Genomic DNA, 17,948 nt, shown 5'->3' on the forward strand with positions numbered 1-17,948 from the left:
AAATAAGATCGACTGCACCCAGCATGGCCGCTACGGAGGCCCCTCGACGACGCTCGCAGCCCACCGGCGCCGGCCGACTCGAGCGCGCTGCGCGAGCGCGGGCGCTACGGGCCCTCGTGCTCGAGCTTGCGGAAGGTCCTCGTCGGCATCGACGAGGACCTTCCTGTGCTCTTCTAAGCCCGGTCGCGTGCCGGAAGCACCGCACCGGATGCGGCTGTTCCATCTCCCGAATACATCGGGGTGGTAGGAATCGTCAGAGCCGTCTTGATCCACCGCAGCGCGACTTGAGCGGCGCCGAGCGCGAGCACGAGACCCACGGTCGACCATCCGGCTGCTAATCCCGCGCCAATGACCAGTTCGGAGTCAACAGCGACCCCGCCGAACGCGTCGCGGCTGTTCGCCCACACCGCCGCGCCGACGGTCCCGAACGCGCTCCCGACGGGATAGACCACAAACAGCAGGGCTACTGCTCGGAGGAGGAGCGCCCGCATTCCCCAGATGCCCTTCACGCCGTGACCTCCATCTCGCCAGCCGAGTCGTGCTCACGCTCGTGAGCGTCGGAGGCGTCGTCATTGGCGTCCTCCGTGGGGCTTGGGGCCGTGGCTGTCGCTTCGGTGAGGGCTCGTATCGCCGCGCGTACATTCGCCGAGGTGATCCCTAATCGTTCCGCGGTCTCGGCCGGGGAGACGTATGCGCCCATCCCCGCGATCGCCCTCGCCTCGTCGAGGCGAGCGGCCGTCGCCTGCTCCTCCGATGCCGCGGGCAGCTTCCGGATCTCCTCTTCGAGCTCCGTGAGGATCGCGTCCTCACGATCGGTGGCCGCGAAGTAGTCGGTCGCGAGGTTCTCGAGCTTCTCCTCGCGCTCCCGGTACACGGCTGCGCGGTCCCGCGCCCTCTTCCGCGCGTCGATCTGCGCAGCGGTCTTCGTTCGTCCAGCACCCATCAGGCCGGTTCCTTCCACACCAAACACCTAACGCTCACACCCAGACGTGCGCGTGGAAACCCTGACCTGCCCAGCACGGTAGCAGCACTCCAACAGCTCGGCCGGGACTGCCCGTGAACGTCGCGCGCGTGAGAGCCTGGCCGCGTGCAACCAGTGATGACAACGCTCCACCGAGCTCTCGGCCGCGAGCCTTCCCCTCTCACTCGCGACCTGATCGACGAAGCGATCGAGGTGAACCTGGCCGAGTCGGACAATCTGGACTGGAAGAAGAGTGCCCCCGCCGCCGCCGGCGGCGACAACGCCGCCCGTGAATTCGCGAAGGACATCGCCGCGATGGCCAACGCGTCCGGAGGCATCATCGTCATGGGCGTTGAAGAGGAACGTGGCAGAGGTACCGCGAAGGCCATCAACGACATCGACATCTCGGAGCCCGAGCTGCAACGGCTGCGCCAGTGGGCCGGTGCCCACCTGAAGCCGGTCGTCGCCCCGCTGGATGTCACCCCGATCCCGTCCGCTGACAATGCGGCCGTCGGGCAGATCGCGATCACGATTCCCGCGAGCACCAACGCGCCGCACTTCGTCAGCTCGAGTGACAACACGCTGAGGGCCCCTGTCCGGTACGGAACCGAGACCCGATGGCTCGCTGAGCCGGAACTCGCTCACGCGTACTCCAAGCGATTCCAGACCGCCGCGTCCCTCAGCGCGCAGCTGGAGGAGGGTGTCGCGCAGGCGATGCACGGCCTCGACCGGACGAAGAAGACCTGGCTGGTGGGAGTCGCCCGCCCTGAAGTCGGCCCGGGAATCGACTCCACCCCCCTCACGAGCCGCGAGTTCCTCGACGTCCTCAGCGAGGCAGAAGACCGGTCGACCGAACTCGTCGGCGCAGAAACATTCGGATCGCCCCTGCAATGGGCCAGCTACACCGGGAGCACGCAGAGGCTGGGTCTCAGACGGCGGATCTTCGAGGATCGCCGAACGAACGACGTGGCCTCCGTCGGCGAGAGCATTCGAGTCGAGCTTCACGACGACGGCACGATCGCGCTCTGCGTCGATGCGTTCCAGTCGAATCCCGTCAACGACGGCCGCGCTTACGTGCAGGTCGAGGTAGTCGAAGGCTTCGCCCGCGATCTCGTAGGCCTGGTTGAAGCGCGATCGAAGCAGCAAGGACGCTCCGGTCGATACGTCGCGCGCGTCGATATGCTGGCGGCCCAGAAGTTTCCTCCGGGTCTTCGAGCGCACGGACCGGACCGACACGGAGACCATGGACTCCTCGAGGGCTCTCGCGAAGTCCTGGAACCGATCCCGATCCTCACCACGATCGAAGCAGGCGTCCCGACTTCAGAGAGGCTCGTTTCCGCGAGGTCCATCGCGACGGACCTTCTCCACCAGTTCTCCTTCGGAGCGCTGTTCACCTTCCCAAAGGAGTGACGAGGAGCCGCGGCGCCCCGGACCTAACGCCCACAACTTCGGCCCGCGCGATCGGCCAGCGTCTCCGACGGTAGCAGCGCGCACGCGCGCCGCGGCGGAGCTGCCTCCGAAGGCGCCTCTTGCTCGGTCGCACCCTGCGGGTGCTGCTCTCGCGGTGCGGCCTCACTCGCATACACCCGTGGACGGCGTCCGCTGTGCTCCCACCGCCCACCGTCGCGTGCTCGTTCCTGGCCGCACCGTCGACGCCGCGCTCACTTCGTTCGGCTTCTGGCGTCGACTCCGCGCGGAACCCGGTGGGTTCCGGCCTGACCCGTCTTTCTCGTTCCTCGTCAGGTCGTTCCCTCATTCTTCGGTCTCTGGGTCGTCACACCTCTTGCATCTTTGACCTTCCGGGTACTTTCAAAAGGTGATGACTCTTCACAAACAGTCCGCGGGGGACGGCTACACCTACTACACGCGTGAGGTGGCGACCGCTGACGTGCGCCGTGGCGGCGAGCGAAAGCTCGGCGATTACTGCACCGCGGACGGCAATCCGGCGGGCGCGTGGATGGGCGCGGGCCTCGCCGGCCTCGGCGAGACCGTCGGCTTGGACGCAGAGAGCCGCCCGGTGTTCGCCGCTGACGCGGCGCGGGAGGTTCGCGGGGAGGTCACGGAGGCGCAGACGAAGGCCCTCTACGGCGAGGGTCTGCACCCGAACGCGCACGCGCTGTTGGACGCCGGCGAGTCAGAGCGGTCGGTGAAGCTCGGGGCGTCGTACTACCGGTACGACGTGAAGGACGAGGGCCTCGGGGCGCAGATCCGTGACGGGTACGAGGCGTTCACGCGCATACACCATCGGGAGCCGGACGCGGACGAGCGGCGCCGGATCCGGGTGCAGGAGGGCGCGATCGCGTTCCGCGATGCGAAGGGTCGCGACCCGGTCGACAAGGAGGAGCTGGGCCGGTTCATCACCGCCGCGCAGCGCCCGCAGCAGCAGGCCGTCGCGGGCTATGACCTGGTGTTCTCGCCCGTGAAGTCCGTGTCGGTGTTGTGGGCGCTAGGTGATGACGAGACCCGCCGGCAGGTCGAGCAGGCGCATCAGGATGCGATCGCCGCGGCCGTCGGGTACCTGGAGGAGACGGCGATCGCGACGCGCACGGGCCGGGATGGAGTCGCGCAGGAGGATGTGCGTGGGGGGCTGATCGCGTCCAGGTTCCGGCACTACGACTCGCGGACCGGGGATCCTCAGCTGCACGATCACCTGGTCGTGTCGAATAAGGTGCAGGGCATCGACGGGAACTGGCGGGCGACCGACGGGGCGCTGCTGCACAAGCAGCCGGTCGCTGCGTCCGAGTTCTACAACCAGCAGGTCATGGCCGCTCCCCGCGACCGCCTCGGGGTCGCCGTCGAAGCCCGAGTGGTGGCGGACGGGCGGCGTCCGGTGATGGAGATCGCCGGTATCGACACCGAGCTGATGTCCGCGTTCTCCTCCCGTTCCGCCGTGATCCGAGAGACCACGAAGCAGCTCGAAAAGGAGTACCGGCAGCAGAACGGCCACGAACCCGACCCGGCCACGCGGGCGGAGCCGCCGTGAACTCGGCCTCGAGCGACCGCCCGGCGGCCGTGATCGTCGAGTCGTCCCAGCCCACCACCGCTCCCGTCGCGCCGGCCACGGAGGAGGCGGCGGTCGTCGAGACGGCGGAGCCCGCACCCGTCGAGACAGCAGCCCCGGTCGAGACGGCCGCGCCCGCCCCCGCCCCTGTCGAGACGGCAGCGGCTGCGCAGGTCTCGCCCGAGTTCGCCTCGGCGCTCATCAAGGCGCAGAGCTACTCCGAGATGCTCCACATGAGCAAGGCGGGCCTGTACGGCCAGCTCACCTCCGAGTACGGGGAGCAGTTCTCGCCCGAGGCCGCGCAGTACGCGGTGGACACCGTCTCCGCCGACTGGAACGCCAACGCGCTGGCGAAGGCCAAGGACTACCAGGCCCAGATGGCGATGGCGCCGGAGGCCATCCGCGACCAGCTGACCAGCGAGTACGGGGAGCAGTTCACGAGCGACGAGGCCGACTACGCCATCGCGCACCTGAACGACTAGTCCCACTCGGACCGTCGCGGCACTGCGCGGCCACTGAGCAGGTCCTCCCGGAGCGCGCCGCCGTCCGTCGCCCACGACCCGGGCGACGGAGGGCGGCGGACCACCGGAGCCGGTTCAGGCCAGGACGGCGAGGGTGACGGGGAGCGCCTCGCTCCACCTGCCGGTCAGCCGCTCCTCGCCCTCGAGGAACGGCGGCGCGAGGACCCGCGCGAGGACGAGAGTCAGACCGTCGGCCGAGGTCGTGGTGGTCCGTGCGTCGCTGCGGACGAGCACCGTCGACGGCGGCCCGGACGCTCCGGCGCCTGATCCGCTGCCCTGCACCGTCGCGGTCGGCGGGCGGACGATGCGCTGCCCGTCCTCCTCGAAATGCTGCTCGACCTCCCGGGCGCCGGTGCGGATCGCCGTGGCGAAGGCGGCGATCGCGACGGGGTCGCCGGCACCGTCGTAGACCCAGCGACGACCGAGGACGGTGTGCTCGACGGTCGCGAGGAGATGCGCGTCACCGCCGGCGAGAGGCGAGCCGCGGTAGGTCAGCGGCACTTGGAGCGGCGGCTGCCCGGTCGACTGGACGATCAGCGTCTCCACTCCCACCTCGCCATCGGGGTCGTCGAACCGGTAGGCGCCGAGCTGCGTGAATCCGCCGCCCTCGCACCAGGGCTGCGTCGGCGCCCATGCCTCCACGATCTCGAGCTTCCCGGGGGTGATCGTCGCACGGTGCAGAAGGGCCATGCACCGAGAGTAGAGCCGGCCGATCCGTCCGGAGGAGTGCCCGTCAGCGAGCGGCGCCCGCCGTCGCCGACTCGGGCAGGCTGCTCATGGGGAGGGTGTACTCGCCCTTGAGCGCCGAGATCCAGACGGTGGTCGGGGCGACGGCGGCGAAGTTCGAGTTGAGCAGCGCCATCAGCGTGGTGTGCAGGGAGTGCGCGTCGATGGAGCCGGCGTCGTTCGAGATCGCGATCGCGCCCGTCGCGTCCGAGAGGACCTCGGCGCGGAGCCCGTGCGTCTCGGCCTCGGCGGCCGAGGCGAGGATGCAGTTGTTGGTCATGTAGCCGACGAGGGTGATCGTGTCGACGTCGTGCTCGCGGAGCCAGTCGAGCAGGTCGGTCCCCGCGAAGACCGTGCCGAACTGCTTCGTGACGTTCTTCCACGAATCCGAGCGGCGCTTCTCGATCTCCGGGTGCAGCGCGAAGGACGGACCCGACGGGTCGAAGATCGGCGCTCCCTCGCCCGCGCTGTGCTGGACGACGGCGATCGGGAGGCCCGCCGCGGCGGCGGAGTCGAGGGCGGCGGCGATCCTCGGCAGCGACTGCGCGTGCGGCGGGTACTGGATCTCGAGCGGACCGCTGAAGTACTCCTGCTGCACGTCGACGAGGATCAGTGCGCGGCGCGGTGTGGTCATGAGGGGCTCCCATCGGTGGCGGACGTCCCCGATCCTCCCGCTCGGGGCTGGGAGCGGCGGTCAGCCACGCGGCCCGCGACCCGGTCGTGGGCGCAGGCCCACACCTCCTCGTGCTCGAGCGGAGTGAGGACGCCGGCGTCGAGCAGCCGGTCGGCCCGCCGCAGCACGGCCGCGATCGCCGCCTGCTCGGCGACGGCGGGGGAGTCGACGTCCGCGATCACGAGCCGGCGGGCGCAGGCGCGGCGGAGGCGGCGGGTCGAGCGGGCCGAGAGGAGCAGGAGCGACGCGGTCGGCAGGGCGAGCGCGGCCAGCAGGAGGAGCGGCAGCCGGTCGAGCGCGAGCGTCCCGACGGCGCCGGCGGCCGTCACGGCCACGACCAGCTGCGGACCGGCCGCGTGCAGGCGGAGGCGCCTCCGCTCCTCGGCGGAGGTGCCGGGCGCGAAGACGACGAGCTCGCTCCGGACGACGCCGTACCGGCTCGCACCGACGGTGTGGCGGCCCCAGCGGGGGCCGGCGTCGAGGAGGCGGAGGAGCAGGTGAACGAGCGCCATCGTCGGCCCGCGACGGCGGGTGCGAGGGGATCCTGACGGAACGCGGACGCGTACCGGGCCGGTCCGCACGGTCCGCTCGCGCGACGCTCACGACCCCCTCACGACGCGGGATCGCGCGTCGACGTCCCTCCCCAGCCGATTACCCGTGAGGAAAGCGTGAGGATCCGCTCATTCCGGGCGGGCGCGCTCCTCACGGCGAGTAGAAACATCCAGTGACCTCTTCCGTCGTCCGTGGCGACCCCGACGCCCTCGAACCCTCCCCTCTCTCCTCCGCGCGCGCGGGCGGGGTGAAGGCGTGGCTCCTCGAGGGCCTCCGCGACGACTCCGGAGCCCACCCCGGCCCCCACGCGGCCACCGGCAAGACGCACTCCTGGTGGCGCGTCATGTGCCTCACAGGTGTCGACTACTTCTCCACCCTCGGCTACCAGCCGGCGATCGCGGCGCTCGCCGCCGGCCTGGTCTCGCCGCTCGCGACGATCGTCCTGGTGGTGCTGACCCTCCTCGGCGCGCTCCCCGTCTACCGCCGCGTGGCCCGCGAGAGCTTCCGCGGCGAGGGGTCGATCGCGATGCTCGAGCGCCTGCTGCCCTGGTGGGGCGGCAAGCTCTTCGTGCTCGTGCTGCTGGGGTTCGCGGCCACCGACTTCATGATCACGATCACCCTCTCGGCGGCCGACGCGACGGCGCACGCGGTCGAGAACCCGTTCGCCCCCGCCTGGTTCCACGGGGCGGAGGTGCCGCTCACGCTGGGGCTGATCGCCCTGCTGGGGATCGTGTTCCTGCGCGGGTTCCGCGAGGCCATCTCGATCGCGGTCGTGCTCGTGGCCGTGTTCCTCCTGCTCAACGCGATCGTGATCGCCGTGGCGATCGGGCACGTGGCCGAGAACCCCGTCGTCATCGGCGACTGGTGGTCGGCGCTCACGACCCAGCACGGGAATCCGCTGATCATGGTCGGCATCGCGCTCATCGTGTTCCCCAAGCTCGCGCTCGGGCTCTCCGGCTTCGAGACCGGGGTCGCGGTCATGCCGCAGATCCGCGGCGACGCGGGCGACACCGAGGACGCCCCGGTCGGCCGCATCCGCGGGGCGAAGCGGCTGCTCATCACCGCCGCCGTCACGATGTCGGCGTTCCTCATCACCTCGAGCTTCGTCACCACGCTGCTCATCCCGCAGGCGCAGTTCCAGCCGGGCGGCGAGGCCAACGGCCGCGCGCTGGCCTACCTCGCGCACGAGTACCTCGGCGAGGGCTTCGGCACGGTCTACGACATCGCGACGATCTGCATCCTCTGGTTCGCGGGCGCCTCCGCGCTGGCCGGCCTGCTCAACATCGTCCCGCGCTACCTGCCCCGCTACGGCATGGCTCCCCAGTGGGCCGGCGCCGTCCGTCCGCTCGTGCTGGTCTTCACCGTCGTCGCCTTCGTCATCACGATCCTCTTCCGCGCCGACGTCGACGCGCAGGGCGGCGCCTACGCGACCGGCGTGCTGGTGCTGATCACTTCCGCGTCCGTCGCCGTGTTCCTCTCGGCGAAGCGCAGGAAGCAGCGCAAGCGCGCCGTGGGCTTCGCGGTCATCGCGCTGGTCTTCGTCTACACGACGGTCGTGAACGTGGTCGAGAGGCCCGACGGCGTGCGGATCGCGGCGGTCTTCATCGTCGGCATCCTCGCGGTCTCGCTCGTCTCGCGGGTGCACCGCTCGTTCCAGCTGCGCGCCACCTCCGTGGTGTTCGACGCCGCCGCGATCGACTTCCTCACCACGGACGCCGACGACTACGGCGTGATCCGCATCCTCGCGAACGAGCCCGACGACGGCTCCGAGGCGGAGTACCGGGACAAGCTGGCGGAGGAGCAGCGCGACAGCAACCTGCCGATGCGCGGCCCGGTGCTCTTCCTCGAGGTGCACACCACCGACTCCTCCGACTTCGAGGAGGACCTGGTCGTGCAGGGCCGCGTCTGCCACGGCTTCCGCGTGCTGACGGTGACCAGCGGCAACATCCCGAACACCATCGCCACGGTGCTGCTCGAGATCCGCGACCTCACCGGCGTGATCCCGGACGTCTACTTCGAGTGGACCGAGGGCGGCCCCATCTCGAACATGTTCCGCTTCCTCATCACCGGCACCGGCGAGGTCGCCCCCGTCACCCGCGAGGTCCTCCGCCGCGCGGAGTCCCGCCGCGACCGCCGGCCGGGCGTGCACGTGGGCTGACGCCTGCTGCGCGGCGGGGGCGTGGCGGCGCCGAGGTACCGCTCCTGCTGCGGGATGCCGCCGAGACGCCGCTCCATCGGCGACACGCCGCGGCAGGAGCGGTGCGTCGGCGGAGGAGGTGGCGTCCCGGCGCGCGGCGGCCCCGTAGCGTGGGCGCGGGCGCCCGTCGGGGCGCCGACACCGACGAACGGACGACGATGACCCTCGAGGACCAGCGCGCGCACATCCTGACCGGCGCCGTGTACGACGACATGACCCCCGAGCTGGTCGCCGCGCGCGAGCGGGCTGTCCTCGCCTCGAACGCGTACAACGCGAGCTTCGGGCGACCATCGGTCGAGCGGGAGGCTCTGCTCCGCGAACTCGTCGCCTCCGTGGGCGCGGACGCGCACCTCGAGCCGACGTTCCGCTGCGAGTTCGGCTTCAACATCACGATCGGCGACCGCTTCTACGCGAACTTCGACTGCATCCTGCTCGACGGCGCCCCCATCACGATCGGCGACGACGTGCTGTTCGGCCCGCGCGTCTCGATCTACACGTCGAACCACGCCCTCGACCCGGCCGAGCGCGCGGCCGGCGCCTGCTCCGCGAAGCCGGTCGTCGTCGGCGACGGCGTCTGGATAGGCGGCGGCGTCACGATCAACCAGGGCGTCACCATCGGCGACGGGGCCGTGATCGGCTCGGGCAGCGTCGTCACCCGCGACGTCCCTCCGCTCACCATCGCCGCCGGCGTCCCCGCCCGCGTCCTCCGCCAGATCACCCCCGACGACCGGACCGGCTACCGCCCGGCCCACTGACGCCGGCCCACTCCGGCTCCGGAGCGCCGGTTCCGAGACGCCGGCTCCGAGACGCCGCTCCCGGGCGGCGCTCGGACGGCAGGCGGCGATCCGCCCTCAGGACTTCACGGTCGACAGGGGCTCGGTGATGCTCTCGAGGCTGCGGCGCTCGGCGTCCACGCCGAAGATCAGGGCGATCACGCCGCCGAGGATCATCACGGCGGCGCCGACGAAGTAGCCGATCGTCAGCGGTCCGCGGTCGCTGCCGTCGCCGATCAGGGCGCCGTAGAGGGCGGGGGCGACCGCTCCGGCGATCTGGCCGAGGGTGAAGAAGTACGAGATCGCCTGGCTGCGCAGCTCGAGCGGGAAGATCTCACTCACGGTGAGGTAGGCGCTCGAGGCTCCCGCGGAGGCGAAGAAGAACGACACGCACCAGAGGATCGTCTGCGTCGTCGCGGTCAGGACGTCCATGCTGAAGAGGACCGCCGAGACGGCCAGGACCGCTCCCGAGACGCCGTAGGTGAGGAAGATCATCTTCCGCCGGCCCCACACGTCGAACAGGTGGCCGAGCACCAGCGGCCCGACGAGGTTGCCGATCGCGAACGGGAAGAAGAAGTACGAGATCGCACTCTGCTCGACTCCGTAGAAGTTCTCGAGCACCAGCGCGTAGGTGAAGAAGATCGCGTTGTAGAGGAACGACTGGGTGATCATCATCGTCGCGCCCACCAGCGTCCGCTTGGGGTACTGCCGCAGCAGCACCCGGGCGATGGTGCGGAACGGGATGCTCTCCGTCGCCTTCACGGTGATCGCCTTCGCGTCGTCGACCGGCTCGAGCACACCGCCCTCGGCCTTCACCCGGCGCTCGATCTCGTCGACGGTGCGCTCCGCCTCCTCCTCGCGGCCGTGCGTCATCAGCCAGCGGGGGCTCTCGGGGATGTGGCGGCGGAGGTAGATGATCGCCAGTCCGAGGATCGGGCCGAGGAAGAAGCCGAGGCGCCAGCCGACGTTCTCGGCGAAGAGCGCGTCGTTCAGGAAGAACAGGTTGGCCGCGGAACCCAGAGCCGCGCCGCCCCAGTAGGTGCCGTTGATCGCGATGTCGACGCGGCCGCGGTACTTGGAGGGGATGAGCTCGTCGATCGCGGAGTTGATCGCCGCGTACTCGCCGCCGATCCCCATGCCCGCGAAGAAGCGGAACACGGCGAGGAAGACGTAGTTCGGCGCGAGTCCCGCCAGGCCGCTGGCGACCAGGTAGATGACGAGCGTCAGGATGAACAGCTTGCGCCGCCCGAGCTTGTCGCTCAGTCGCCCGAAGATCAGGGCGCCCGCGATCTGCCCGCACAGGTAGATCGTGCCGAGCAGGCCGACCTCGAAGGCCGAGAGCCCGAACTCCTTCGCGAAGCCGGCGGAGGCGACGATCTGGATCTCGAGTCCGTCCAGCACCCACGAGAAGCCGAGGCCGACGACGATCGACCAGTGGAAGCGGGTCCAGGGGAGCCTGTCGATGCGGGCGGGCACGAGGCTCCGGACCGGGCCGCGCGGACTGGTGGATGTCGACATGGCGAGCGCCTTCCTGTCGCCCCGGCGTCGTTGCGGAGGAACGCTGTCCCGAGCGCGGCGAGACGACACTAGACCCGCGGGCGGCTCCATATCGCCGGGCTATTCACCCCTTGTCAGGGACCGCCGAGCGGGTGTATCCCGGGGATCGGTGCCCACCCGGAGGCGGAGCGCGGCGCGGAGCTCGTCGGTACGGATCCGGAGCGAGGCGCGGTGGACGCGAGCCCGGATCCGTCCCGCGGGGCCTGACACCGCCCGCCTCCTCGGCCTAGCGTGGAGGCATGATCGACGCGACGCCCGCGGGCACCCCCACCTACGTCCTCAGCGAGGGGCCCGTCTGGGATCCGGACACCGCCCGCCTCACCTGGGTCGACATCGAGGCCGGCGCGGTCCTGTCCGCCCCCCTCACCGCGGAGGGGATCGGAGCGATCTCGCGCACCGACGTCGGCGAGCAGGTCGGCGCCGCGCTGCCCCTGGGCGACGGGCGGACGCTCGTCGCGCTGACCCGGCGGCTCGCGATCCTGGAGGTCGACGGCTCCCTCACGCGCGGCTCCGAGCTGCTGCCGGAGGGGCACCGCTTCAACGACGGCACGATCGACCCGCAGGGGCGCCTCCTGGTCGGCTCGCTGACCCTCGGCGAGTCGGCGGGCGACGACGTCCTGCTGCGCATCGAGCACGACGGATCCGTCACCGTGCTCGACGACGACCTGCGGCTCTCGAACGGACTCGGCTTCTCGCCGGACGGCTCTGTGCTGTACTCGGCCGACACCGAGTCGGGCGTGATCCACCGCCGCTCCTACGCGGACGCCGAGCACGGCCCGCGCGAGCCGTTCGTCGAGCTCGAGGAGGGCGTGTTCGCCGACGGACTGACCGTGGACGCCGACGGCCGCGTGTGGGTCGCGGTCTGGGGCGGGAGCGGCGTCCGCGTGTTCGAGGCCGACGGCAGCCCGGTCGAGGGCGAGGGCATCAGGATCGACGCCCCGCACTCCTCCAGCATCGCCTTCGCGGGCGAGGACCTGGACATCGCGGTCGTCACCTCCGCATCACGCGACCTCTCGGCGGACGAGCGGGCGCGTCATCCGCACGCCGGCGGACTGTGGATCGCGCAGCCCGGAGCCCGCGGCCGCGCCGCCACGCGCTGGGTGGAGGGCCCTCTGCCCTAGGGGCGGCCGGTCGCCCGTCAGACGGCGGGCGTCGTCGGCGGGCTCGGCTCCGACGCGGGCTGCGGCACGAGGGTCAGCCGCGAGATGCGGTAGCGGTCCGTCTCGGCCACGCGGAGCAGGTGGTCGCCGACGAGCACGGAGTCGCCCACGACGGCCACACGGCCGATCCGGTCGAGGACGAATCCGCCGACCGTCTCGTACGGACCCTCGGGCAGCTCGATGCCCAGCTGCTCCGCCAGGTCCTCGAGGATCATCCCGCCGTCGACGTCGTGCAGCTGCTCGGCCGCCTTCGCGTCGACCGCCTGGCGGGCGCCGTCGTACTCGTCGTAGATCTCGCCGACGAGCTCCTCGAGCAGGTCCTCCAGCGTGATGATGCCGTCGGTTCCCCCGTACTCGTCGATGACGACGGCGATCTGGTGGCCGTCCTGGCGCATGGTGCGCAGGGCCGCGAGCACCTTCGTCGTGCCGGGGACCGCGAGGATCGGGCGGGTGATGTCGGCGACGCTGCTCGCGGTGCCGGCGCGACCCGCCTCCGGGAACGCGGACATCAGGTCGCGCACGTGGACGAAGCCGAGCACGTCGTCGAAGTCGTCGCCGACCACCGGGTAGCGCGAGTGCGGCTGGTCGAGGACCGCCGCGTAGCCCTCGGCCACGCTGAGCGCGCCGCGGAGGAAGTCGACGTCCGGCCGCGGGCGCATCACCTCGGCGACGCGGCGGTCGTCCGCGCGGAAGATGTCGGTGAGCAGCCGGCGGCTGTCCTCGTGGATCTCGGTGTTGCTGGAGATCATGTCGCGCACCTCGTCGGCCGAGACGCTCTCGCCCTTCTCGCGCGGGTCGGCGCCGAGGAGGCGGACGACGGCGTCGGTCGAGACGGACAGCAGCCAGATCACGGGGCGCATCAGGCGCGCGAGGGCGTTGAGCGGGGGTGCGAGGGCCTTGGTGAACGCGACGGACTTCTGCATCGCCAGGCGCTTGGGGACCAGCTCGCCCAGCACCAGGGAGAGGTACGCGATGACGAGGGTCATCAGGATCAGGGCGACGGTCGAGGCGGCGGAGGCCGAGAGGCCGAGCGACTGCAGCGGCGGCACGAGGTCGGGCGCGATGGTCGAGGCGCCGTACGCCGAGGAGAAGAAGCCGGCGAGCGTGACGCCGATCTGGACCGCGGAGAGGAACGTGTTGGGGTTGCGGACGAGCTCGGCGATGCGCCGGCCGCGCTCGCTGCCGGCCTCGATCGCGCGGACCTGGCTCTCGCGGAGGCTGACGATGGCCATCTCGGTGCCCGCGAAGACGCCTCCGAGGAGGACGAACAGCACGACGAGGCCGATGTTGAGGAGGGTGTCGAGATCCACGCCGACCAGAGTAGGGATGCCGGCCGTGAGAACGCCTCGTGGACTCTCAGGGAGCGGGGTCGGGCGGGACGACGCCCCGCCCGCCCGCCCGCTCAGGACGCGTCGGCCGGGCGCACGCCGATCGTGAGGATGAGGTTCGCGTAGATGCGGCGGTCGCCCGAGGCGATGGTGAGCGCGACGTCGGGGGTGCGCGCCTCGGCGTAGAAGGCGTGCCGCTCGAGCGAGGTGAAGGGGACGCCGTCGAGGGACCGGCGGAAGGCGTCCTGCGCGGGGACGTCGATGCCGGGCGCGGGGGTCATGACCGTCGCCTCCTCGACGACGATCGCCGAGAGCAGGGCGTCGAGGATCTCGTCGACGGTCAGCATGTCGGGCCGGAGGTTCAGGTGCACCAGGGCGGAGTTCGGTCCGAGCGTGGTGCCGACGGGGTAGTTGCCGTCGGCGATGAGGACGCGGGAGCCGTGGCCCGCGCGGGCGAGCGCGTGCAGGATCTCGGGGTGGAGGAGGGTCGTGGTCAGCAAGAGGAGCTCCTAGAGGTCGTGGAGGTGGGCGACGGACGAGCCGGCGAGCAGGCGGCCGGGGAGCCTCCGCTCCTGGGGGCCGGGCTGCTCCGCCCCGGAGTCGAGGCGGAGGCGGACGAGGGCGGCGGCCTCGGCGGCGATCGCCTCCGTCGGCTGGGCGATCGTGGTCAGGTGCGGGCGGACCACGCGGGCCAGCTCGACGTTGTCGAAGCCGACGACGGAGAGGTCCGTCGGCACGCGCAGTCCGGAGTCGCCGAGGGCGATCAGGGCGCCGACCGTCAGCTCGCGGTTGCTCGCGAACAGGGCGGTCGGCCGGGGGCTCAGGGCGAGGATCCGCTCGACGGCGGCGACCCCGCTCTCGACCGTCAGCGGGCCGCGCACCACGGCGTCGGCGGCGGGGTGGACGCCGCGCTCGGCCATTGCGGCGAGGAAGCCGGCGGTCCGCTCCCGGGTGGAGGACACTCCGTCCTCCCCACCGAGCACCGCGATCGAGCGGTGGCCGTGGTCGAGGAGGTGGCGGGCGGCGGAGGCGCCGGCGCCCGCGTTGTCGAGCGCGACGCGATCGGTGACCAGCGCGTCGTCGATCCAGTCGACGGCCACCACGGGGGTGCCCTGCTCGGAGGCGCGGCGCAGCGCGTCGACGTCGCCCGCGGACGGCACCGCCACGATCCCGTCGACCATCTTCTCGAGCAGCAGGTCGACCGCGGCTCCCGGCTCGGGGCGGCTCACGCCGACCAGCACGCCGATGCCCTCCTCGCGCAGGGCCCGCTCGAGGCCCGCGATGATCGAGAGGTGGAACTCGTTGTCGAGGGCGGGCAGCAGCACCCCGACCGTGCGGGAGCGCCGCGAGCGCAGGCCTCGAGCGAAGCCGTTGACCCGGAAGCCGACCTCGGCGGCCGCCGCCTCGATCGCCGCCCGGTTCTCGGGGCGCACGGGGAGCCCGTTGTAGTGCTTCGAGATGGTCGAGAGCGAGAGGCCGGTCAGCCGCTGCAGGTCCTTGTAGGTGGCCACGTCACAGGGTGGCGCGGGGCGAGCCGTAGCCGCTCCAGCCCGGGATCGTGCCGTCGGCGTCCCACAGGTCGAGCCAGCCGGTGCTGCCGGGCCAGAGGAAGACCTGGCCCTTGATCAGCCGGTTGTTGCGCTCGGCGCCGCGCAGCGCCTCCTGCTCCTCGGCCGTGAGCACCAGGGAGGCGGCGGCCAGGTTCGCCTCGATCTGCTCCGGCTTCACCGCGAACGGGATCGGGATCTGGCCGCGGTTCACCGCCCAGGCGAGGCACACGACGGCCGGATGCACGCCCCGCTCGTCGGCGATCGCCCGCACCGCGGGGTGCTCGATGTCGACGATGTCGCCCTCCACCCGGTCGCGCTCGGGCCGCGACGGCGAGCCCAGCGGCGAGTAGCCGATCGGCTGGATGCGGTGGTCGAGGCAGAAGCGGAACAGCTCCGGCTGCTGGAAGCAGGGGTGCAGCTCCATCTCGTTCAGCTGCGGGGCGATGCGGACGTCGGCGAGGATCCGCTCGAGCTTGGGGATGGTGACGTTGGAGGTGCCGAGGTGCCGGACGAGGCCCCGGTCGACCAGGCTCTCGAGCGCGCGCCAGGTCTCGAGGAACGCCTCGTGGACGTACGGGCGGGCGTGCGGATCGCGTGCGTCGGTCTCGGCGTGCGGCGGGTGGTGGTTGGGGAAGGGCCAGTGCACGAAGACGGCGTCGAGCACGTCGAGGCCGAGATCGGCGAGCGAGCGCTCGACGGAGGCGACGGCCGCCGCGGGCTCGTGCGCGTCGTTCCAGATCTTCGACATGACGAAGAGCTCGTCGCGGTCGACTCCGGAGTCGGCGATCGCCCGGCCGACGCGCGGCTCGTTGCCGTAGACGGTGGCGCAGTCGAGGAGGCGGAAGCCGGCGCGGAGGGAGTGCTCGACCGCGAGGCCGACGGTCTCGGCGTCGTAGCGGTCGGAGCCGAACGTGCCGGCGCCGATCGCGGGGATGCGGCTGCCGCTCGCGAGGACGCGGTGGCTCGGCGGAGTGGGGGCCATGCGGATCCTCCTGGTGCGGCGGCGGGCGAAACGTTGCGCTTCACGGTAGGCGGGGGAGGGTGGTGACGTCAACGATGCGGTGAACTGGGGTTCGTAACGTTTCGTGGGGTGCCGCTTTCGTCCTCCGTTCCTGCCCCGCCTCCCTCGAGAGTCCAGTAGTTGTCGCACTCGAGGTCGACTGCGACGACTCCTGGACTGTCGAGAAGAGCCCCGCCCCTCCGCTCAGACCAGCCGGCGCGACTCCTCCGTGACCACGCGGAACCAGCGCGCGCCGTAGCCGTCGAGGGGTACCGACACGGCGCCGTCCTCGCCGAGCGGGAGCGACTCGCCGCCGAGGGAGTCGACCAGCCGCGCCCCGGCGGGGGTGTCGGGGAGCGTCAGGTGCGCCGTGCGCGGGTTCGACGCCAGGTTGTGCACCGCGACGGTCGTGCCGGTCGACGCGGACATCCGGTGCGCGAGCACGCTCGGCTCGTCGCAGGGGAGGTGCGTGTACTCGCCCCAGCCGATCTCCGGCGACCGCCGGTACAGCCAGGCGAGGCCCTTCACGTGGGCCAGGATCGAGTTCGGATCCTGGAGCTGCGCGGCCGCGTTCACGTGCTCGGGTCCGAAGCCGCCGCCGGGAGGGGCGGCGATCAGGTCGGAGGCGTCGGCACGCGAGAACCCGCCATTGGCGGCGCTGCTCCACTGCATCGGGGTCCGCACGGCGCTGCGGCCCGGGATGTCGGCGTTCTCGCCCATCCCGATCTCCTCGCCGTAGTAGAGCACCGGGGTCCCGGGCAGCGAGAAGACCAGGCTGTGGACCAGGCGGACGCGGCGCGGGTCGCCGTCGACCATCGGCGGGAGGCGGCGGACGATGCCGCGCCCGTGGATCCGCTGCGACTGCTCCGGAGCGAACGCCGCGAAGACCTCGTCGCGCTCGTCGTCGCTCAGCTGGTCGAGGGTGAGCTCGTCGTGGTTGCGCGCGAAGTTCGCCCACTGGCTGCCGACGGAGATCTCGGGGCGGCTCGCGAGCGCCTCGACGAGAGGCGCCGCCTCCTCCCGGGCCAGCGCGAGGTAGAGGCGCTGGTTGCCGATGAAGTCGAACTGCATCGACAGCTCGTCCGCGTCCTCGCCGCCGAAGAAGCCGAGCTGCTCCTCGCGGGTCACGTTGACCTCGCCCAGCAGCATCGCCTCGCCGGAGCGCCGCGAGACGAAGCGGCGCAGCAGGCGCAGCCACTCGTGCTCGTCGCGGGCGCCGGGCTCGATCAGGTACGGCACCGCGTCGACCCGGAAGCCGTCGACGCCCAGCTGCAGCCAGAACCCGATGAGCTTCGCGATCTCGTCGCGCACGGCCGGGTTCTCGGTGTTGAGGTCGGGCTGGTGCCGGTAGAAGTGGTGCAGGTAGTACTGGCCCGCCTCCTCGTCACGGAACCAGACGCCGTCCTCCGCGTCCGGGAACACGTTCGCGGGCTGATCGGCGGGCGGCTCGTCGCGCCAGACGTAGTAGTCGCGGTACGGGCTGTCGGGGGAGGAGCGGGCGGCCTGGAACCAGGGGTGCTGGTCCGAGGTGTGGTTGACGACGAGGTCGACGATCACGCGCATCCCGCGGTCGTGGGCCGTCCGGATCACCTCGACGACGTCGCCGTGGTGCCCGAAGCGCTCGTCCACTCCGTAGAAGTCGCTGATGTCGTAGCCGTTGTCGCGGCCGGGGGACCGGTAGAACGGCGCGAGCCAGAGGCAGCTGACGCCGAGCTCGGCCAGGTAGTCGATCCGGTGGACGAGGCCCTCGAGGTCGCCGACGCCGTCGTCGTCCCAGTCCATGAACGTCTTCACGTCGAGGTTGTAGAAGACGGCGGTGCGCCACCACAGGTCGCTCGTGTCGGTGACCCTCATGCGCGGGGCTCCGGGCGGCGGAGGACCTCGCGGGTGACGGGGGCGACCTCGCCGGTGCCGGTGATGAGGAAGCGGAACATGTTCGAGATGGGGCC

At 71.4% G+C, this 17,948-nt stretch carries 17 protein-coding genes; 6 read left to right on the forward strand and 11 right to left on the reverse strand.

Annotated elements, in window-relative coordinates; all coding sequences use genetic code 11:
• Positions 1 to 173 precede the first annotated feature (173 nt).
• Together C5C46_RS15310 and C5C46_RS15315 are read right to left on the reverse strand one after the other, a co-directional pair.
• On the reverse strand, positions 174 to 509 hold the full coding sequence (locus C5C46_RS15310; RefSeq protein ID WP_104227316.1) for a hypothetical protein: 336 nt from the start codon (positions 507 to 509) through the stop codon (positions 174 to 176).
• Complete coding sequence (locus C5C46_RS15315; protein WP_104227317.1) at positions 506 to 943, reverse strand: hypothetical protein; 438 nt, start codon at positions 941 to 943, stop codon at positions 506 to 508. The genes C5C46_RS15310 and C5C46_RS15315 overlap by 4 nt, the downstream gene beginning before the upstream one ends.
• 156 nt (positions 944 to 1,099) lie before the next feature.
• Here C5C46_RS15315 and C5C46_RS15320 point away from each other — a divergent pair, with 156 nt between their 5' ends.
• The 3 genes from C5C46_RS15320 to C5C46_RS15330 all read left to right on the forward strand — a co-directional run bounded on the left by C5C46_RS15320 (position 1,100) and on the right by C5C46_RS15330 (position 4,444).
• Positions 1,100 to 2,371 (forward strand): helix-turn-helix domain-containing protein, encoded by a 1,272-nt coding sequence (locus C5C46_RS15320; RefSeq protein WP_146079016.1) that lies wholly within the window; start codon positions 1,100 to 1,102, stop codon positions 2,369 to 2,371.
• A 409-nt stretch (positions 2,372 to 2,780) separates the two neighbouring features.
• A complete protein-coding gene (mobF, locus tag C5C46_RS15325) occupies positions 2,781 to 3,944 on the forward strand; it encodes a MobF family relaxase (protein ID WP_104227319.1) in 1,164 nt (387 codons plus the stop codon).
• Positions 3,941 to 4,444 carry an Ltp family lipoprotein gene (locus C5C46_RS15330; RefSeq protein ID WP_104227320.1) on the forward strand — a complete coding sequence of 168 codons (504 nt, stop codon included), beginning with the start codon at positions 3,941 to 3,943 and terminating at the stop codon, positions 4,442 to 4,444. Before mobF ends, C5C46_RS15330 begins: the two co-directional genes overlap by 4 nt.
• A 114-nt stretch (positions 4,445 to 4,558) precedes the next feature.
• Here C5C46_RS15330 and C5C46_RS15335 read toward each other — a convergent pair whose 3' ends face one another.
• The 3 genes from C5C46_RS15335 to C5C46_RS15345 are packed head-to-tail and all read right to left on the reverse strand — an operon-like array spanning position 4,559 to position 6,394.
• A complete protein-coding gene (locus C5C46_RS15335) occupies positions 4,559 to 5,173 on the reverse strand; it encodes a hypothetical protein (RefSeq protein WP_104227321.1) in 615 nt (204 codons plus the stop codon).
• Positions 5,174 to 5,216: 43 nt separating this feature from the next.
• Complete coding sequence (locus C5C46_RS15340) at positions 5,217 to 5,843, reverse strand: isochorismatase family protein (RefSeq protein WP_104227322.1); 627 nt, start codon at positions 5,841 to 5,843, stop codon at positions 5,217 to 5,219.
• On the reverse strand, positions 5,840 to 6,394 hold the full coding sequence (locus tag C5C46_RS15345; protein ID WP_104227323.1) for a DUF6611 family protein: 555 nt from the start codon (positions 6,392 to 6,394) through the stop codon (positions 5,840 to 5,842). Before C5C46_RS15345 ends, C5C46_RS15340 begins: the two co-directional genes overlap by 4 nt.
• Positions 6,395 to 6,606: 212 nt before the next feature.
• Between C5C46_RS15345 and C5C46_RS15350 the strand changes: the two genes are divergently transcribed.
• Together C5C46_RS15350 and C5C46_RS15355 are read left to right on the forward strand one after the other, a co-directional pair.
• Positions 6,607 to 8,592 carry an amino acid permease gene (locus tag C5C46_RS15350; RefSeq protein WP_374953523.1) on the forward strand — a complete coding sequence of 662 codons (1,986 nt, stop codon included), beginning with the start codon at positions 6,607 to 6,609 and terminating at the stop codon, positions 8,590 to 8,592.
• Positions 8,593 to 8,789: 197 nt separating this feature from the next.
• The gene (locus C5C46_RS15355) at positions 8,790 to 9,386 is read left to right on the forward strand and encodes a sugar O-acetyltransferase (RefSeq protein WP_104227332.1); all 597 of its coding nucleotides are present in this window, start codon (positions 8,790 to 8,792) and stop codon (positions 9,384 to 9,386) included.
• A gap of 96 nt (positions 9,387 to 9,482) precedes the next feature.
• On the opposite strand, the gene C5C46_RS15360 is transcribed toward C5C46_RS15355, so the two are convergent.
• Positions 9,483 to 10,922 carry an MFS transporter gene (locus tag C5C46_RS15360; protein ID WP_104227324.1) on the reverse strand — a complete coding sequence of 480 codons (1,440 nt, stop codon included), beginning with the start codon at positions 10,920 to 10,922 and terminating at the stop codon, positions 9,483 to 9,485.
• Between the two features lie 278 nt (positions 10,923 to 11,200).
• On the opposite strand from C5C46_RS15360, the gene C5C46_RS15365 reads away from it, so the two are divergent.
• Positions 11,201 to 12,082, forward strand: a complete 882-nt coding sequence (locus tag C5C46_RS15365) for an SMP-30/gluconolactonase/LRE family protein (protein WP_104227325.1) — start codon at positions 11,201 to 11,203, stop codon at positions 12,080 to 12,082.
• A gap of 17 nt (positions 12,083 to 12,099) precedes the next feature.
• Here C5C46_RS15365 and C5C46_RS15370 read toward each other — a convergent pair whose 3' ends face one another.
• The 5 genes from C5C46_RS15370 to C5C46_RS15390 all read right to left on the reverse strand — a co-directional run bounded on the left by C5C46_RS15370 (position 12,100) and on the right by C5C46_RS15390 (position 17,853).
• Positions 12,100 to 13,431, reverse strand: coding sequence for a hemolysin family protein (locus C5C46_RS15370; protein WP_104227326.1), 1,332 nt, complete (start codon positions 13,429 to 13,431; stop codon positions 12,100 to 12,102).
• Between the two features lie 92 nt (positions 13,432 to 13,523).
• A complete protein-coding gene (locus C5C46_RS15375) occupies positions 13,524 to 13,949 on the reverse strand; it encodes an RbsD/FucU family protein (RefSeq protein WP_104225080.1) in 426 nt (141 codons plus the stop codon).
• 9 nt (positions 13,950 to 13,958) lie between these two features.
• Positions 13,959 to 14,960, reverse strand: a complete 1,002-nt coding sequence (locus tag C5C46_RS15380) for a LacI family DNA-binding transcriptional regulator (protein ID WP_104227327.1) — start codon at positions 14,958 to 14,960, stop codon at positions 13,959 to 13,961.
• Position 14,961: 1 nt separating this feature from the next.
• Positions 14,962 to 15,981: an aldo/keto reductase gene (locus C5C46_RS15385; RefSeq protein WP_104227328.1), complete on the reverse strand. Its 1,020-nt coding sequence runs from the start codon at positions 15,979 to 15,981 to the stop codon at positions 14,962 to 14,964.
• A gap of 222 nt (positions 15,982 to 16,203) precedes the next feature.
• Positions 16,204 to 17,853, reverse strand: a complete 1,650-nt coding sequence (locus C5C46_RS15390; RefSeq protein WP_104227329.1) for an alpha-amylase family protein — start codon at positions 17,851 to 17,853, stop codon at positions 16,204 to 16,206.
• Positions 17,854 to 17,948 lie beyond the last annotated feature (95 nt).

Origin of the sequence: Rathayibacter sp. AY1E6, assembly GCF_002931115.1 — a bacterium.
Lineage (GTDB): Bacteria > Actinomycetota > Actinomycetes > Actinomycetales > Microbacteriaceae > Rathayibacter.

Bases quoted from the DNA above. Each gene is read 5' to 3' on its own strand.
- C5C46_RS15315 (WP_104227317.1), bottom strand. From the start codon at position 943: ATGGGTGCTGGACGAACGAAGACCGCTGCGCAGATCGACGCGCGGAAG.
- C5C46_RS15320 (WP_146079016.1), top strand. From the start codon at position 1,100: ATGACAACGCTCCACCGAGCTCTCGGCCGCGAGCCTTCCCCTCTCACT.
- mobF (WP_104227319.1), top strand. From the start codon at position 2,781: ATGACTCTTCACAAACAGTCCGCGGGGGACGGCTACACCTACTACACG.
- C5C46_RS15335 (WP_104227321.1), bottom strand. From the start codon at position 5,173: ATGGCCCTTCTGCACCGTGCGACGATCACCCCCGGGAAGCTCGAGATC.
- C5C46_RS15340 (WP_104227322.1), bottom strand. From the start codon at position 5,843: ATGACCACACCGCGCCGCGCACTGATCCTCGTCGACGTGCAGCAGGAG.
- C5C46_RS15345 (WP_104227323.1), bottom strand. From the start codon at position 6,394: ATGGCGCTCGTTCACCTGCTCCTCCGCCTCCTCGACGCCGGCCCCCGC.
- C5C46_RS15355 (WP_104227332.1), top strand. From the start codon at position 8,790: ATGACCCTCGAGGACCAGCGCGCGCACATCCTGACCGGCGCCGTGTAC.
- C5C46_RS15360 (WP_104227324.1), bottom strand. From the start codon at position 10,922: ATGTCGACATCCACCAGTCCGCGCGGCCCGGTCCGGAGCCTCGTGCCC.
- C5C46_RS15365 (WP_104227325.1), top strand. From the start codon at position 11,201: ATGATCGACGCGACGCCCGCGGGCACCCCCACCTACGTCCTCAGCGAG.
- C5C46_RS15385 (WP_104227328.1), bottom strand. From the start codon at position 15,981: ATGGCCCCCACTCCGCCGAGCCACCGCGTCCTCGCGAGCGGCAGCCGC.
- C5C46_RS15390 (WP_104227329.1), bottom strand. From the start codon at position 17,853: ATGAGGGTCACCGACACGAGCGACCTGTGGTGGCGCACCGCCGTCTTC.